Origin of the sequence: Pseudomonas atacamensis, assembly GCF_017167965.1 — a bacterium.
GTDB classification, from domain to species: domain Bacteria; phylum Pseudomonadota; class Gammaproteobacteria; order Pseudomonadales; family Pseudomonadaceae; genus Aquipseudomonas; species Aquipseudomonas atacamensis.
On sequence record NZ_CP070503.1, the window covers coordinates 4,179,270 to 4,194,054 of the forward strand.

The window sequence follows — 14,785 nt, forward strand, 5'->3', positions numbered from 1 at the left end:
AGGCGGGACGGTGGGACAACCCAACAACGACAAGGCCCGCACCTGTCCCACTGCATCAAAACGTAGCGAGACAAGACGGGCCAGTGGGACAACCACGACCGGAACGATACCTGGGGTCACGCAGCCAGCCCCATCATCAGGCCGAAGATCTGCAGATGAGCCTCATGCAAACGCTGGTAGTACGTGTCGCGGCCACAACCGCAGTGGGCATACCGCAGCCGCATATCAACATCGAGCGTGCAGTAATGCTCACGCACCACCGTCACCAGCTCCGGCGCGAGGTGCTTGGTCACGATCAGTTCGATGTCTAGCGAACTCTCCAGCGGCGCACGAAAGGCGCGCCGCCCCCTGATCAGTTGCCCGTTGCTCTCCATCATCATGGCAACCATATTTCCCCCTGCCAGCCCTCCTTTCGAATGTTCCGAATGCAGCTCCTGCGCCCACAACCGAAGTAACGAATCGATCTCCTTAATCAAAGCAAGGCTCCTCGAACTCTACTCGCTGCAACGCCGAGGCCCCGCCCCACCCTGTCGGTTTCTTGTAAGCCCAGGGCCGCTGACCGCTCTTTGCCAATGCCGGCAACCGCACACGCCGCCAGCCCAACCGATGCATGATCGCGCCGACGCGCATCTGCTCCGGTTTGCCCCAATGCCCGAAGTCCAACTTCAATGCACTGGTCAGCACGTCACTACCGGTGGTGGTCTCGCCGATCTGCGACTCTTCGAGCCAGGTCAGAATCGGCCCTTCCCATTCATCCACAACGAAACGCTCGTCCTGCTCTTCGCCGAACATTGCAGCCTCATCCAGCGTCACCCACCAGAGGTCGCCCGCGTCGTAGCAGAACACCGCCTCGGCCCACAGCTGATCGCGCATCGAGCGCAACAACTCCAGATCCACCTTGGTACACGCGACCGGCCAGTAGCGCCGGTTGCCGGTGGCGTCCTTTAGGTACTCGTCTTGGTTGGTGGTACCCACGAAAACACACTGGCGTGGCACGTCCATCGTTCTGCGGCCGTAGCTCTCGCGGTAAGTGTCGGTGGACGCCGAAAAGAACTGCTTAGCCTTCGTGCTCTCAGCCTTGTTGAAGCTGTCCAGCTCGCCCAGCTCGACGATCCATTTCCCCCGGATCGCCTGAAAGCCGTCCTTGTCGCCCAGGGCAAACGGCGTGTCCATAAACCACTCGCCGCCGAGAATGCTCATTGCCGTTGACTTACCGGCGCCCTGCGCACCTTCCAGAATCATCACCGAGTCAGCCTTGCAGCCGGGCTTCATCACCCGCGCCACCGCCGATAACATCCAGCGCTTGCCGACCTTCGCCGAATAATCTGTCGCCTTCACGCCCATGACCTCGGTAAGCCAACTTTCGAGCCGGGGCACCTGATCCCACTGCAGCTTGCGCAGGTACTGGCGCACTGGATGAAACGCATGGTCATGCGCAACCACGCTCACCGCCTCGATCACATGCGAGGCCTTGACCCGCAGGTTGTACTGCTGCGCGAGCCACTTCATCACCCGCACATCATCAATGTCCGCCCAATCACCCGTGCCGCCGCCATAAGGCGCCGCACGCAGCTTCACGATCTTCGAGCTGAACGCGCTGTAGCTGATCACACCAGCCCAACGCTCATCATTGGCCAGGATCAGCTCGACGTTCTGCATGTGCGCAATCAGCGCGCCGCTTTCACTGCGTGCCAGCAGATCCTTCCAACCACCAGCAGCGGGAGGTTTGACCACCGCCAACACCTGACGGCGCACCGCTTCCAAACCTTCAGAAACATGCAGATCGTTGAAGTCGGTCCACTTGGCTTCCCGCTCGCCGGAAAAGATCGGCGCGACCACCTGGCCGCCGACAATCAGCGCCGCGTTGTTTGCCTTCTCTTCACCGGGGTTCCACGCATCGCCATTCGGCTTGGTAGTCTTCCAGTCATCGTCCCGGCAGATGATCAGCGGGCAACCGGCGAAACGCTCGCGCATGGCCTTGCAAACCACCAACAAGTTGCCCGCGTCAAACGCAACGGCCACGGTCAGAGACGTGGCCATATGCAGACTTGCGCCGGTTGCATAACCCTCACACACCAGCACCGGCTCGCCCGGATCCGGGTGCGGCCCGATCAGATGGAAAGCGCCCTCCTTCGACATGCCGTAAGGCCAATATGACTTGTCCCGGCCTGTATCCTCTTGCTTGGTTGGGAACACCACCTGCAGGCCGACAATCTCGTCGCGCACATTGCTCATCGGTACCAAAAACGCACCGGTGCGCGGCGCATACCGGACGCCAAAGCCGACAATCTGCTTGCGATCCAGATAATCGCTACGGCCCTTCTCCGGCATGCGCTTAAACATACCCGCTGCACGCTTCGCCGCACGACGTGCCGCGTTGGCTGAAATCTCAGCCGCGCGCCGTTTGGCCTCTTCCTGTCGAGCGCGCATAACCTCGCGCTCTTCAGGCGACATCCGCCCGGCCTTGACCTTGATCTTCTGTGACTCACCCGAACGCCAGTCCCCGAACGCACCGAAAATCAGCGTTTCGCCTTTCTCGGTGCGTTGCTCATGAACGACATACCAGCCGTTCTTTTCCTTGCCCTTGTCTTGCGTCGTCTTGCAGCGGGTGAGCTTGCCGAACACCAATGGCTGCGCAGGCTCAAGGCCGTAATCCGCGAATTGCCCCAGTACCTCATCGAGCATGGCGCGCCCCTTTCAATTCTGCGACGGAAAGGCAATCCACGCACTGAGTACAACCGGGCTGCGCCAGACGGCGAGCCTCGGGGATGGGGCCATCACAGGTTTCACAGAACAGAAACGAATGCGCCGCCAAAGTGGGCTTGGCGGCGAGGAGACGTGCAGCGAGCGCCTGATCGATGCGCTCTTGCACCAAGTCATTAGCAAAGTCGACGATATCAACCACGGTCAGTACCCCGCGTCGTCTGATTGACGTAGGTGGCGCGGTTGAACAGCCCCAGCAGTCCTTGAATGCCTCGAAACACCTGCAGGCGAATCGCGGCCAGTTCCTCATCGGAAACCACCCCGTCGCCAATGCTCTTGGCCCAGATATCCGCCAGATCGGCGACCTTCCGGAAGTACTCGGCAATCCCGATGGTCAACGTCTCGGGCATGTCATTGGTGTACGCCTCAGCCAGTTCCTGCCAAGTCGTATCACCGACCAAGGCATGCACTGCATCCAGAATGCGGCGATCCTTGGTCAGCTCCAGAATCTCGCCGAACTCTTGAATGTTCACCGTGTGGCTGGGGTGGGTTGGGGACAGCTTGTGCTGCAGCGTGGTCGCATTCCGGCCGGTGGTGGCGGCGATGGCTGCGGCGCCACCGGGGTAGTCCCGTGCGGCATGGTAAAGCGCGAGATCGAGCGGCAAAACTTCCCGCTGCGCCCGCTCAACAGAACTCAGAGCGATACGGCTCATGGCATTAATCCTTGTAAGTTGCCAGTGCCGCGCGACATGCAGTGGTGATACATTTGCCGCGTGGCTTGAAAGGGCCCAAACGCCGGCTAGATCTTCGGGATCGACACCGGCACCGTGCCGGGGCGAGCAATCCGTTGCTCACCCCTGGCGCAACAGCTGCCAAATCTGTGGTGGAAGAGGCAGCAACACCAAGGCTTCCGAGCCTTGGAAAAGCGCGATAAAGAGAGGTGGTTGCATGTGGTGTGCCCGCCTTTCTTTATCGCGACCCGACAGCGCTGTGGTGGCGCGTGCCGGGAGGAACTGGGCGACCTTTGGGTCGCCTTTTTTCTCACTACGCTGCAGCTTTTTGTGGAGCCGAAGCGTTCAACAGCCAAGCCGCTTGGAATGCGTTGCCTTTTTGCTTCGCAGCAGTCGCTAACAGCTCGGCGTATTTGGTTTCACCTGTGTAATCCGTTCGCGGCAGGCATGCAGCCTGACGCCATTTGTTCAGTGCCTGGTAGCTTCTATTGCATACCTTCGCAGCGGCCCCGATGCCGCCTACGGCTTCAAACGCAAACGCAATTGCGCTCGGAAAATCTGCGGGGTCCAACATGACAACCTCCATTTATCAACTTGCGGTTGATGTTATAGATCAACTGACTATTGCGCAACCTTTATGAGACTCTCAACTCATGGTTGATAAAAATTCCCTTCGCGCAGCTTTCAGCGAGCGCCTACACGAAGCTCTCGACGATGCCGGCGTACGCGCTCGTGGTCGTGGAGTGGATATTCATCGTCAACTGAAAAGTGCAGGGGTGGATAAAACCACGCAAGCCATTAGTAAATGGCTGAACGGCGAAGCCATTGCTGAAGCAGACAGCATGTCAGCCCTATGCTCGTGGTTGAGGGTACGGAGGGAGTGGCTTGAATACGGTGTGCTGCCAAAAGAACAGGCAGGCGAAAGCAATGTTCGACAATTCGGAGTTAGTGACGGAACCAATGTAAGAGAAATCAATGAGCGATTTGGTAAAGTACCGTTGATCTCGTGGGTTCAGGCTGGTGCTTGGTGTGAAACTGTTTCGAACTTTGATTCCTATGATGCTGACTCTTGGCTTTCTTGCCCCGTCCCAATTAGTAACAATGGGTATGCACTTAAAGTGCTTGGCGACTCAATGACCAACCCTGGTCCTGGGCGCAGTTATCCAACGGGCTGTATCATTTTTGTTGACCCAGAAGCCGAAGCAAAAACTGGAGATCGTGTAATTGCTAGAGTCCCAAGAACAAATGAAGCGACTTTCAAAATTCTCGTTGAAGATGCCGGAAGACAATATTTGAGGCCAATAAATCCGCAATATCCAATCATCGATATTACGGAGGAGACTCATATCTGTGGAAAAGTAGTGGGCTCCTTCATCCCTGAATAAACGATAACGCCTCACAGCTACAACTCTATTGCATTGCCGAACATGTAGTAGCCATCCTTTAGCAAATAATCAACAATTTCAACTGAAAAACCTTGTTCCTTCACGAACTCGCCTAATTTTCTCAAATATTTCTCATCACATTCAAGCTCCGCCAGACTCTTCATTTGCAAGCCGAGTGCGGATACTGCATATCCCTTGATTTTTAACGTAGCATTGAGATCGCTATGCGTGATCAACAATCCTTTTTTATGAGATCGCAAGAACCGAATCCACTTAACACCAGGCTCATGAGTAGTAATATTATTAGAAATATTTCCCGTAACACCAGTCAAAATTCCCAAGCTTTCCAGCTCTAAGTATTCTGCATAGCGCAGCGCGCCGTCCTCAACTTCAAAACCTGACCAAATAGCCCCATCCAAATCGAGCCTTAACACTCTCTCTATAAGTTTTGCCTCCCTATGGGATAAATTTCGCACGAATTCCAGACAACGCAGAGAATAAGCTCCGGGTTGTTTAACCTCTCCCGCGAGCAACCGCCCCCAGAGCCTCTGCATGTCATCTGATGAAATTTGGCTAGCACAGTCTTTCCAGCGATAAATCCAGTCGTCTTCAACTTTTTCGTCACTTGGCTCCGCATCATCCTGCATTACTGATTCCTCAGCATAGATCAAAGCCTTTGTAATATTGACCTCTTTTTGAAGACTATCAGCCACCCCCTGCAAACTAACTTTTTCAATCAAAGTGGCAGTATTGATAACTGGCTCCACGCGAAGATTACTCTTGACTCTTCTTTCATCAGCAAAGGGAAGCTTCAAAGAAAAATCCGATAGCTCTCGGGTGCCATTGCGAATTTCTTGAATTTCACGTTCCATTTGAGCTAACGCTAACTGCTCAGCACGACGAACTTCAATATTTGCCAAACCTTCACGCCTAATCTGAGCTGGTCTGAAAATACTACCTATGCCTTTATCCGCGACTGATTCCCATATTCGGATAATGAGCTTCTCACCTGGTAACGTCATTTTGTTAGCCCTAGATAGGTTGGGAGTGGAAACGAAGAATGCGGTCGCCATGTCAATCTAGAACGCGCAAAGCAAAATCTCAACAGTCAACCAAAGGTTGTTGACCAATATCAATTATTGGTTGATATTAGCTTCACTCTTCCACCACAGAGCGAGGCAACACCATGCACACCACAGCAACCCTGCACGTCCACCCAGCCGCTGCCAACCCCTTCCAAATTTTTGAGATCCGGCGCCTAGCCCGCAAGTACGGCTGCGCGTTCGCCATCAGCAAACCGAAGCTGACAGCACGCATCACTCCTGCCCCAGTCAATCCGAACGGCGGAGGGCATGCAGCATGATCAAGTACAAAATCGACAACCGCACCCTGCAATTGCTCAATGCTCAGGTCAACTTGACTGAGACCTTCAACCATGTCCTCCGAACCGCGCCCAAGCGCGAGTGCCTGGCGTTTCGCCTCAAGGTTGAACGTGGCATCTCGGAAAGCACCTTCGTCGTGGAGCTGGGCAGCGAGCGCCACACGCTGACCCTGCCGAACGAAAAGAAGATGCATCTCAAGCTGGCCGACTTCATCGAAGAGATCGCCAACGGCCCGTTCGATGCGAGCAATACCAGCGATCTGCTGCACCGTCCCCACGCCAGCCGCGAATATGGCCGCTTTGAAATCTCGGACAAGCAGCGAGTGTTTGAGCTGGTGCGCACCGGCGGCGTGCTGAACCTCGATATGGGTTTCGACTACCCGCTAATCGTCGCGCTTCATCGCACTCATTCTCGATCAGGTGTCACCACCATCCTGAGCATCGGTAACAAAAGCCCGCACACCCGTTGCTTCACCGTGTACGGCAGCGATGACGAGATCTACGGAAAAGTCAGCGAGTCCATCAACCACCTTGCTGCAGCGGCAACACCAGCTGCGCACGCGGCATGAGGGGCACACCATGGAACGCACTCTCGCCCAAGCCGCAACCCACCTCGGCCTGACTCGGCCGAAGCTCATCGCACGTATGCGTGAAAAAGGTCTACTCAACGAGCGGAACCTACCGGCCTATCCCAACCGTGATCGCGACTTCCTGCGAATCAAGGACGGCCAGTGGTACCACGATCAGCTCGGCATGCAGTACAGCCAGTCGACCAAGGTGAAACAACCTGGCATCCGCTGGCTAGCGGAACAGTTGGGTATCGATCTGCCTGCAATCCCGGCAGACAGCCGTGACGTGGCCTAGGGAATACGCCCGCCAGATCATCGCTATGCGGACACGAGAGGAGCGCAACGCCGCGCTCCTTGAAGTGCCCGAACATCTGCGCGAGCTGACCAGAACGCATTGCCTGAATGCCTGGAACCACCCGGCCAAAAAACAACACAAGGAGGCCCAACAAAGCCATGAGTAACACAGCACAAAACCCGCTGCGCCTGCACCCGGCGCCGGAATCAGCCACTGTCGAATTGCTGTACCGCATCTTCGGCGATGTCCTGATCCCGCTCGACAAAGTGCGCGAGCAGTACTTCCGTAACCTCAACGAGCAATCGTTCGTGGCCGAGATCAGCAGCGGCCGCATCCAACTCCCCATCACTACGCTGGACACCAGCCGCAAGGCACCGAAGTACGTACACATCCGGCACGTCGCCTCACTGATCGACATCCGCGCCTACAAGGCCGACGAAGACATGCAGCGGCAGCAGGACGACGCAACGAGTGACACTCAAAACCAAACGGCTGCCACCACCAGCCGAAGACTTCACCAGGAGCACACCACATGACTGCAGTTCAAATCTACGCGCTGATAGCGATCGTTCTCATGGTCGCCGGCGTTTACTGGCTCGCCTACCGGCACGGCTTCAACAGCGGCCGAGCCGAGGGACACTCAAAGGGCTACAGCGAAGGCTATGACGTCGGCGGGTGCGCTGGGTTTAGAGACGGGATGGATGAAGGTAAAGCCATTCAACGTTCTGAAAATTGGGAAGAGATCCGTAACTTAGAACACTCGTTCAATCAGGCAACTGATCAGGGCAAGAAACTGTACGGCCACTACGAGCGCGCTTTAGCTGCCTCAAAACTTGGCGCTCAAGAGCGACTGACCCTACTGGAAATCGCCGAGAAGCTCCGGATCGCATCTGAAACGTTCAGCGCCTTTCGCACCGGCAAAAAGCTGGAACGCGACACTCGCATCCTCTGCGACCAGGCGCTCGCCATAGCTGCACTGCTGGAGCCGGCCGAACAGGAGGACGCCGCATGAGCGAGATCCGCCCACTACCCAGCACCCACCGCAACCCGGCTAACGCCCCATCAGCGGCTGATGCACCAACGCGCAATCGAATTTCGGAGGAAAGCGGCATGCAAATGGACCAGCACGAAATCCAATCCGCGACCGCTTTGCTCCGCATGGAAACCAGCGTCGACACACTTGAAACAAACAGTCTCTGTTGCGCAGCAGCAGGCATTATTGCTCCTTCCAGCAGCTCCACCGAGGCACTTATACCCCACGAAAAGCTGCGCGAGGCAGCGACACCCAATGCCACGCTAAACGCTCAGAATCGCCCGCCCGCGCAGCTTGCAGAGGGGTATAAGCACTCCGCTTGCGCGTCCGAACACTCCGCAAAAATTGCAGCCAACAACGTGCAGATCAACGAGCGCGCCGAGTTCGAAAAAGAGTTCCCAGTGCCCGAGGGACTGCAGTACTGCACACAGCGAGGCACGTACATCACCGCACCAGGCGCGAAGACATCCGACTCCTTCGCCCGTGAGCACTACGCTTACCGTGCCGGGTTCGCCGCGTGGAGCCGCAGAGCCTGGAAGCATGCCGCGCTCGTTGGCAAACACGCTGAAGGAGTACAGCCGTGATGGAGCATCCATTCCAGCAGCTCCACATGTGCTGCGGCCACGGAAGTGGCCCCAATCCAACTTTGACCGGACGGAAACACCTCTCCGCGCAGCCCGGCAAAAGCCATTCACAGTTTGAAGAAGCTGATGAGGCATCACTTCCAACCTATCACCTGGACAAGATTCCAGAAGAAAAGATGGCCGAACTCGTTGGAACTAGCCGCCGGGCGTTACAAGGAAAACGCGCAAGAGGCGTCATCCCCAAAGGTGTCTGGAACACCATCGACAGCCGCATTTACTACAGCATCAGGAGATACGAGGCATGGCTCGAAAGCCAATGGGATTGCCCACCGGAGTTGAATTTGCTGGACAGTCCGTCCGCATTCGCTTCACCTGGAACGGGCAACGTCGTTGCGAAACCCTCCCCTATCCCCAAACGCCGAAGGGGATTAAGGCTGCCGCCGACTTACGCGCTAACGTAACCAGCCTAATCAAGCATGGCGTGCTGGATGATCAGCGCTACTCCGAGCTGTTCCCCAACTCCACTTATGCCACCTACTCAGCGACTCCCCGTTTCGGGGAGTACGCCCAAGAGTGGCTCAACAGCCGAGAGATCGTGGCCGGGACTCGAAAGAACTACCTCGGTTCGCTCAATCTGTACTGGATGCCATATCTGGCAATGCTACCCATCGACAGCATCACATCGGTGATGCTGCGCAAGGTGGTGGCCAATACCGAATGGCCTACGCCGGGCGTGAAGCGTGCGGCGATCCAGCGCCTGACCACGGTGTTCGGTACCGCAGTGAAAGACGGCCTGATCAATCGTAACCCGGTGGAGTCCATCGAGCTGCCGGTGAAGGCCAAGAAACCCATCGATCCCTTCACCGTGGGCGAGGCCAACCAGATTATCGATCACCTATATAAGACGCTGACCCACTCGATGCGGATCTACGCGGCCTACTTCGAGTTCGCCTTCTACACAGGCATGCGCCCCAGCGAGATCGCGGCGCTGCGCTGGGAAGAGGTCGACAAGGAAAAGCGACTGGTCAACGTGTGTCGGATCGTCGCGGACTACAAGATCGAGGAGCGCACCAAAACACGCAACGGACGCCAGGTCATGCTCAACAGCCGAGCACTGCACGCCATCGAGCAGGCAGAACTGTTGGCGAAGCAACGTGCTTTGCCAAGCCGGCGCAAACGCACCGAATCGACCTATGTGTTCCCGCCCACCAAGAACTTCGAGTTCATCCAACAATCGAGCGTAACCGACAAACACTTCCAGGCTGCACTGACTGAATTGGGCATTCGCGCCCGCCGGCAATACAACTGCCGACACACATACGCTACCATGTGCCTCATGGCGGGTATGAACCCTGCGTTTATCGCCACTCAGCTCGGTCATAGCGTTCAGATGTTGCTATCGACATACGCCCGATGGATAAATTCCAGCACCGACTGGGGTGAACTCGGGAAGCTCGAAAACAGCTTGATTGGTACAAAATTGGTACAGGCAGAAACAGTACCCCTCTGAAACCCTTATGGAATCAGCCCCTGTGACACTGGAACAGAACTACACCGCGATTCTCGGCCAATTGGGCGAGGACGTGTCCCGCGAGGGCCTGCTCGACACGCCAAAGCGTGCCGCCAAAGCCATGCAGTACCTCTGCCGCGGTTATGCACAGACGCTCGAAGAGGTCACCAACGGTGCCCTGTTCAGCTCCGACAACAGCGAGATGGTGCTGGTCAAGGACATCGAGTTGTACTCGTTGTGCGAACACCACCTGCTGCCGTTCATCGGCAAGGCGCATGTCGCCTATATCCCGAGCGGCAAAGTGCTGGGCCTGTCGAAGGTTGCGCGGATCGTCGATATGTACGCGCGCCGCCTGCAGATTCAGGAAAACCTCAGCCGCCAGATCGCCGATGCGGTAATGCAAGTGACCGGCGCGCTGGGCGTGGCCGTGGTGATCGAAGCCAAGCACATGTGCATGATGATGCGCGGCGTCGAAAAGCAGAATTCGTCGATGATCACTTCGGTGATGCTCGGTGAATTCCGTGAAAACGCGGCAACCCGTAGCGAATTCCTCAGCCTCATCAAGTAATTCACAATAGAAAAGAGCCGGCGTTGATCGCCGGTTTTTTTTCGCCTGTGAAAAATCGGGTAAGCTGCGCGCCTTTCTTCATTTGCACCGTGAGGCTTTCAACGTGTTCGTCAAAGCGCTTCGTGTCGGCCTCGGCCAACTGATTATCTTCATCGACTTCATCACCCGTCCAGGCAAGAAAAAGCGCCCCGCTGCTGCTCAGGCGCAAGTCGACGCTGCCGCGAAAGATCTGACGCTGTATCAGTTTCACGCCTGCCCGTTCTGCGTGAAAACCCGCCGCGCCCTGCATCGTCTGAATGTGCCGGTGGCACTGAAAGACGCGAAGAACAACGAGCAGGATCGCCAGACTCTGCTGGAACAGGGTGGCCGAATCAAAGTGCCTTGCCTGCGTATCGAAGAGAATGGGCAAACCATCTGGATGTATGAATCCAAGGTGATTATCGATTATCTGGATAAGCGGTTTGCGGCGGTCTGATGTTAATGGGTTGGAGCGCTAGCCGCTTTCGCGAGCAGGCTCGCTCCCACCCTTGAAACGCATCCCGTCCTGTGGGAGCGAGCCTGCTCGCGAAGAGGCCCGCACTGACAACGCCGGCCCTTGAGCCGGCGTTTTTTGCTAGGCCGCCCTCTCCATCTGCGCCCGCCGCACCACCGCCGCCAACCGCTTCAACCCCTCATCCAGCCGCGCCGGATCAATGTGGCTGAAGTTCAAGCGCAAATGCCCATGATGCTTGTCCGGCTCAGGAAAGAACGGCTCACCGGGCATGAACGCCACATCATTGGCCAACGCCTCGTTAAGCAAAGTGCGCGTATCCAGCGGTTGCTTCAGCGTCAGCCAGAAGAACAGCCCGCCCTGGGGCATGTTCCACTCAGCCAGATCGGCAAAATGCTCCTCCAGCGCCAACTGAAACGCATCGCGCCGCTGCCGATAGAAATCCCGCAAATCGCTCAAATGCTGTTGATACTTCTGCGAGCCGATCCATTGCAGCGCCTGCCACTGGCCGATGCGATTGGTGTGCAGGTCCGCCGATTGCTTGAGTTTGAGCAGGTGCGGGAACAAATCCGGACTGGCGATCAAGTAACCGACACGCAAACCCGGGAGCAAGGTTTTCGACACGGTGCCGGTGTAGATCCAGCTGGCTTTTCTCAGACGCGCCGCAATCGGCTTCGCGCTGCCACCATCGAAAGTCAGTTCGCGGTATGGCTCGTCTTCAATCAGCGTGACGCCGAATTCATCGAGCAATGCCGCGACTGCGGCGCGCTTGGCCTCGCTGTAGCGCACGGCGGAAGGATTCTGGAAAGTCGGGATCAGGTAAACGAACGCCGGGCGATGCTGTTGTAAACGATTGCGCAGCTGCGCCAGGTTTGGGCCGTCGGCTTCCTGCGCCACAGTCAGGCAATCGGCGCCGAACAGCTGGAAGATTTGCAGCGCGGCCAGATAAGTCGGCGCCTCCAACAGAATTTCCGTGCCCTTGTCGATGTACAGCTTGGCCGCCAGATCCAGGGTTTGCTGCGAGCCGCTGACCACCAGCACCTGACTCGCCTCGCATTCAAGGCCCAGCGCCCTCGCCTCTGCCGCCAGCGCCTCGCGCAAGGCCGGCTCGCCTTCGCTCATGCCGTACTGCCCCAGCGACAGCGGCATCTCGTCCCACTCCACCTTCGGCAACATCGTCTCAGCGGGCAAACCGCCGGCAAACGACATCACCTCTGGACGCTGGGCGGCGGCGAGGATTTCTCGGATCAAAGAACTTTTCAGGCGCGAGACACGTTCGGAAAAAGCCATGGTGGTCACCGTAGCGAGGCAGGTAAAAAATGAGTCAAACTGGTTGACTGAAACTACGACAGCTTGAGCGAGTACGTCAACATGCTTGACCTTAAAAACCCCGCAAGTCAGCAACAGGCCATGGAAGCGTTCTTCTTCGGCTATCAGTCGTTCACGGCCAAGGCGGATGAAATGCTCGAGCGCCGCGGACTCTCGCGGGTACATCAACGCATCGTGTTTTTCATCGCGCGCTATCCGAACCTGAGTGTGAAAGAGTTGCTGGCCCTGCTGGGCGTGAGCAAACAGGCGTTGAACATGCCCCTGCGTCAGTTGCAGGAAATGCATCTGGTCGACAGCGTCGCTTCACAGACGGACAAGCGTAAGCGTCTGCTTGAGCTGACGGCGGAAGGCGCGAAGTTCGAGCAGGCGTTGCGCCGTGAGCAGGTGAAATTGCTTGAGCGGGTGTTTGCCGAGGCTGGGGAAGGGGCGGTGAATGGGTGGTTGGCGGTGAATCTGGCGCTTGGGGGCAGTCAGACGCATCTCGGTTGACAGGACCGTCCTCTTCGCCAGCAGGCTCGCTCCCACATTGGAATGCTTTACAAAGGTGGGAGCGAGCCTGCTCGCGAAGCCATCCTGGATGGCCATATATCCCTATCAGCAAAAAAATCGGCGACAAAAACCAAAACAATATTTGCTTTATTTGTACACAAAAGCATAATCCACTGCGTGCGAGTTCCTGACTACACGGTCAACAAATTCGCGTATGCCTCAAAGGGCCGCTGCCACCCCTCATGGGTCCGGCCCTGGAAATAACAATAAAACTCTTGAGGAGTACTCGCTGTGGAAAGCCGCAAATCCGAAGCACCGCCGCTCGAGCTCACGCCGCCATTACGCAATGGCCTGCTGGAGCGTCTGTTCAAACTCAGCTTGCATGGCACCACGGTGAAGACCGAGCTGATTGCCGGTCTGACAACCTTCATCACCATGGCTTACATCATTTTCGTCAACCCGAACATCATGGCCGATGCCGGGATCGATCACGGTGCAGCCTTCGTCGCCACCTGCATCGCCGCCGCGCTCGGCTGCCTGTTGATGGGGCTCTACGCCAACTGGCCGGTCGGCCTGGCGCCGGGCATGGGCCTCAATGCTTTCTTCACTTACACCGTGGTCGGCACCATGGGCTACAACTGGGAAACCGCCCTCGGCGCGGTGTTCGTCTCGGGCGTGCTGTTCATGTTCCTGACCTTTTCGCGGATTCGCGAGTGGCTGCTCAACAGCATTCCGGTCAGCCTGCGGTTTGCCATGGGCGCCGGTGTCGGTCTGTTTCTGGGCCTGATCGGGCTGAAGACTGCCGGCATCGTCGTCGACAGCCCGGCAACGCTGATCAAACTTGGCTCGCTGCGCGAACCCGGCCCGTTGCTCGCCGCGATCTGCTTCCTCATGATCGCGATCCTCAGTTACCACCGCGTATTCGGCGCGATCCTGATCAGCATCATCACCGTCACCCTCGCCGGTTGGGGCCTGGGTCTCGTCCACTACGAGGGCATCATGTCCGCGCCGCCGAGCCTGGCGCCGACCTGGATGGCAATGAACGTCGCCGGCGTGTTCAACGTCAGCATGATCAGCGTAGTGCTGGCGTTCCTCTTCGTGCACATGTTCGACACCGCCGGCACGCTGATGGGCGTGGCCCAGCGCGCCAACCTTGTCGCCGCTGACGGTCGCATCGAGAACCTTTCACGAGCCATGAAGGCCGACAGCGCCTCCAGCGTATTCGGCGCCGTGGTTGGCGTGCCCCCAGTGACAAGTTACGTGGAAAGTGCCGCCGGCGTAGCCGCTGGTGGTCGGACTGGTCTTACCGCCGTCACCGTGGGTGTGTTATTTATAGCGGCCATGTTTTTCGCACCGCTGGCTGGCATGATTCCCGCTTATGCCACGGCAGGTGCCCTGATTTACGTGGCGATGCTGATGATGGGCGGCATGGCCCACATCGAATGGGACGAGGCGACCGACGCCATTCCGGCGATTGTCACGGCGATCATGATGCCGCTGACCTTCTCCGTCGCCGACGGCATCGCGCTGGGCTTCATCACCTACGTCGCGTTGAAGGCCGGCACCGGCAAGTACAAGGAAATTTCCGTCAGCCTGTGGGTGCTCTGCGCGATCTTCATCGCCAAGTTCATCTTCCTGTAAGCGCTGCGCGGTTCAGGCTTCAAACCAGCCTCACCCTCACCGGTGGGGCTTTTGCACATCTCGATAACAACAAAGGA

Annotated in this window: 18 protein-coding genes; 11 read left to right on the forward strand and 7 right to left on the reverse strand. The window is 57.3% G+C overall.

The window, feature by feature from the left end:
* Nucleotides 1-116: 116 nt before the first annotated feature.
* From JWU58_RS19015 to JWU58_RS19035, 5 genes are all read right to left on the reverse strand, one after another.
* On the reverse strand, nucleotides 117-476 hold the full coding sequence (locus JWU58_RS19015; RefSeq protein WP_206420788.1) for a PA0613 family protein: 360 nt from the start codon (nucleotides 474-476) through the stop codon (nucleotides 117-119).
* A complete protein-coding gene (locus JWU58_RS19020; RefSeq protein WP_206420789.1) occupies nucleotides 469-2,685 on the reverse strand; it encodes a VapE domain-containing protein in 2,217 nt (738 codons plus the stop codon). Before JWU58_RS19020 ends, JWU58_RS19015 begins: the two co-directional genes overlap by 8 nt.
* Nucleotides 2,675-2,905 carry a TraR/DksA family transcriptional regulator gene (locus JWU58_RS19025; protein WP_206420790.1) on the reverse strand — a complete coding sequence of 77 codons (231 nt, stop codon included), beginning with the start codon at nucleotides 2,903-2,905 and terminating at the stop codon, nucleotides 2,675-2,677. Before JWU58_RS19025 ends, JWU58_RS19020 begins: the two co-directional genes overlap by 11 nt.
* Nucleotides 2,898-3,416 (reverse strand): phage regulatory CII family protein, encoded by a 519-nt coding sequence (locus JWU58_RS19030; protein WP_161984084.1) that lies wholly within the window; start codon nucleotides 3,414-3,416, stop codon nucleotides 2,898-2,900. The genes JWU58_RS19025 and JWU58_RS19030 overlap by 8 nt, the downstream gene beginning before the upstream one ends.
* A 331-nt stretch (nucleotides 3,417-3,747) precedes the next feature.
* Nucleotides 3,748-4,008, reverse strand: a complete 261-nt coding sequence (locus JWU58_RS19035) for a hypothetical protein (protein WP_103520664.1) — start codon at nucleotides 4,006-4,008, stop codon at nucleotides 3,748-3,750.
* A 79-nt stretch (nucleotides 4,009-4,087) separates the two neighbouring features.
* Between JWU58_RS19035 and JWU58_RS19040 the strand changes: the two genes are divergently transcribed.
* A complete protein-coding gene (locus tag JWU58_RS19040) occupies nucleotides 4,088-4,819 on the forward strand; it encodes a LexA family protein (RefSeq protein ID WP_137215289.1) in 732 nt (243 codons plus the stop codon).
* Between the two features lie 17 nt (nucleotides 4,820-4,836).
* Here the strand turns inward: JWU58_RS19040 and JWU58_RS19045 are convergent, their stop codons facing one another.
* Nucleotides 4,837-5,841 (reverse strand): DUF2806 domain-containing protein, encoded by a 1,005-nt coding sequence (locus JWU58_RS19045; protein ID WP_206420791.1) that lies wholly within the window; start codon nucleotides 5,839-5,841, stop codon nucleotides 4,837-4,839.
* A gap of 337 nt (nucleotides 5,842-6,178) precedes the next feature.
* Here JWU58_RS19045 and JWU58_RS19050 point away from each other — a divergent pair, with 337 nt between their 5' ends.
* The 8 genes from JWU58_RS19050 to JWU58_RS19085 all read left to right on the forward strand — a co-directional run bounded on the left by JWU58_RS19050 (nucleotide 6,179) and on the right by JWU58_RS19085 (nucleotide 11,234).
* Nucleotides 6,179-6,769 carry a hypothetical protein gene (locus JWU58_RS19050; RefSeq protein ID WP_137215287.1) on the forward strand — a complete coding sequence of 197 codons (591 nt, stop codon included), beginning with the start codon at nucleotides 6,179-6,181 and terminating at the stop codon, nucleotides 6,767-6,769.
* Nucleotides 6,770-6,779: 10 nt separating this feature from the next.
* Nucleotides 6,780-7,064: a phage antirepressor KilAC domain-containing protein gene (locus tag JWU58_RS19055; RefSeq protein WP_083366739.1), complete on the forward strand. Its 285-nt coding sequence runs from the start codon at nucleotides 6,780-6,782 to the stop codon at nucleotides 7,062-7,064.
* Between the two features lie 158 nt (nucleotides 7,065-7,222).
* Nucleotides 7,223-7,600, forward strand: a complete 378-nt coding sequence (locus JWU58_RS19060) for a pyocin activator PrtN family protein (RefSeq protein WP_206420792.1) — start codon at nucleotides 7,223-7,225, stop codon at nucleotides 7,598-7,600.
* Nucleotides 7,597-8,076 carry a FliH/SctL family protein gene (locus tag JWU58_RS19065; protein WP_206420793.1) on the forward strand — a complete coding sequence of 160 codons (480 nt, stop codon included), beginning with the start codon at nucleotides 7,597-7,599 and terminating at the stop codon, nucleotides 8,074-8,076. The genes JWU58_RS19060 and JWU58_RS19065 overlap by 4 nt, the downstream gene beginning before the upstream one ends.
* Complete coding sequence (locus tag JWU58_RS27345; RefSeq protein WP_241196133.1) at nucleotides 8,073-8,681, forward strand: hypothetical protein; 609 nt, start codon at nucleotides 8,073-8,075, stop codon at nucleotides 8,679-8,681. The genes JWU58_RS19065 and JWU58_RS27345 overlap by 4 nt, the downstream gene beginning before the upstream one ends.
* A 301-nt stretch (nucleotides 8,682-8,982) precedes the next feature.
* Nucleotides 8,983-10,191 carry a tyrosine-type recombinase/integrase gene (locus JWU58_RS19075; protein ID WP_206420794.1) on the forward strand — a complete coding sequence of 403 codons (1,209 nt, stop codon included), beginning with the start codon at nucleotides 8,983-8,985 and terminating at the stop codon, nucleotides 10,189-10,191.
* A 22-nt stretch (nucleotides 10,192-10,213) separates the two neighbouring features.
* On the forward strand, nucleotides 10,214-10,759 hold the full coding sequence (folE, locus tag JWU58_RS19080) for a GTP cyclohydrolase I FolE (protein ID WP_064364569.1): 546 nt from the start codon (nucleotides 10,214-10,216) through the stop codon (nucleotides 10,757-10,759).
* Nucleotides 10,760-10,862: 103 nt separating this feature from the next.
* A complete protein-coding gene (locus JWU58_RS19085; protein ID WP_206420795.1) occupies nucleotides 10,863-11,234 on the forward strand; it encodes a glutaredoxin family protein in 372 nt (123 codons plus the stop codon).
* 138 nt (nucleotides 11,235-11,372) lie between these two features.
* Here JWU58_RS19085 and JWU58_RS19090 read toward each other — a convergent pair whose 3' ends face one another.
* Nucleotides 11,373-12,539, reverse strand: a complete 1,167-nt coding sequence (locus JWU58_RS19090; protein ID WP_206420796.1) for an aminotransferase-like domain-containing protein — start codon at nucleotides 12,537-12,539, stop codon at nucleotides 11,373-11,375.
* A gap of 81 nt (nucleotides 12,540-12,620) precedes the next feature.
* On the opposite strand from JWU58_RS19090, the gene JWU58_RS19095 reads away from it, so the two are divergent.
* Together JWU58_RS19095 and JWU58_RS19100 are read left to right on the forward strand one after the other, a co-directional pair.
* A complete protein-coding gene (locus JWU58_RS19095; RefSeq protein WP_206420797.1) occupies nucleotides 12,621-13,067 on the forward strand; it encodes a MarR family winged helix-turn-helix transcriptional regulator in 447 nt (148 codons plus the stop codon).
* 291 nt (nucleotides 13,068-13,358) lie between these two features.
* Nucleotides 13,359-14,708 (forward strand): NCS2 family permease, encoded by a 1,350-nt coding sequence (locus JWU58_RS19100; protein ID WP_024012217.1) that lies wholly within the window; start codon nucleotides 13,359-13,361, stop codon nucleotides 14,706-14,708.
* Nucleotides 14,709-14,785: the final 77 nt, after the last annotated feature.

Bases quoted from the DNA above. Each gene is read 5' to 3' on its own strand.
- JWU58_RS19035 (WP_103520664.1), bottom strand. From the start codon at position 4,008: ATGTTGGACCCCGCAGATTTTCCGAGCGCAATTGCGTTTGCGTTTGAA.
- JWU58_RS19065 (WP_206420793.1), top strand. From the start codon at position 7,597: ATGACTGCAGTTCAAATCTACGCGCTGATAGCGATCGTTCTCATGGTC.
- JWU58_RS19030 (WP_161984084.1), bottom strand. From the start codon at position 3,416: ATGAGCCGTATCGCTCTGAGTTCTGTTGAGCGGGCGCAGCGGGAAGTT.
- JWU58_RS27345 (WP_241196133.1), top strand. From the start codon at position 8,073: ATGAGCGAGATCCGCCCACTACCCAGCACCCACCGCAACCCGGCTAAC.
- JWU58_RS19060 (WP_206420792.1), top strand. From the start codon at position 7,223: ATGAGTAACACAGCACAAAACCCGCTGCGCCTGCACCCGGCGCCGGAA.
- JWU58_RS19055 (WP_083366739.1), top strand. From the start codon at position 6,780: ATGGAACGCACTCTCGCCCAAGCCGCAACCCACCTCGGCCTGACTCGG.
- JWU58_RS19090 (WP_206420796.1), bottom strand. From the start codon at position 12,539: ATGGCTTTTTCCGAACGTGTCTCGCGCCTGAAAAGTTCTTTGATCCGA.
- JWU58_RS19020 (WP_206420789.1), bottom strand. From the start codon at position 2,685: ATGCTCGATGAGGTACTGGGGCAATTCGCGGATTACGGCCTTGAGCCT.
- JWU58_RS19095 (WP_206420797.1), top strand. From the start codon at position 12,621: ATGCTTGACCTTAAAAACCCCGCAAGTCAGCAACAGGCCATGGAAGCG.
- JWU58_RS19045 (WP_206420791.1), bottom strand. From the start codon at position 5,841: ATGACGTTACCAGGTGAGAAGCTCATTATCCGAATATGGGAATCAGTC.
- JWU58_RS19075 (WP_206420794.1), top strand. From the start codon at position 8,983: ATGGCTCGAAAGCCAATGGGATTGCCCACCGGAGTTGAATTTGCTGGA.
- JWU58_RS19050 (WP_137215287.1), top strand. From the start codon at position 6,179: ATGATCAAGTACAAAATCGACAACCGCACCCTGCAATTGCTCAATGCT.
- JWU58_RS19040 (WP_137215289.1), top strand. From the start codon at position 4,088: ATGGTTGATAAAAATTCCCTTCGCGCAGCTTTCAGCGAGCGCCTACAC.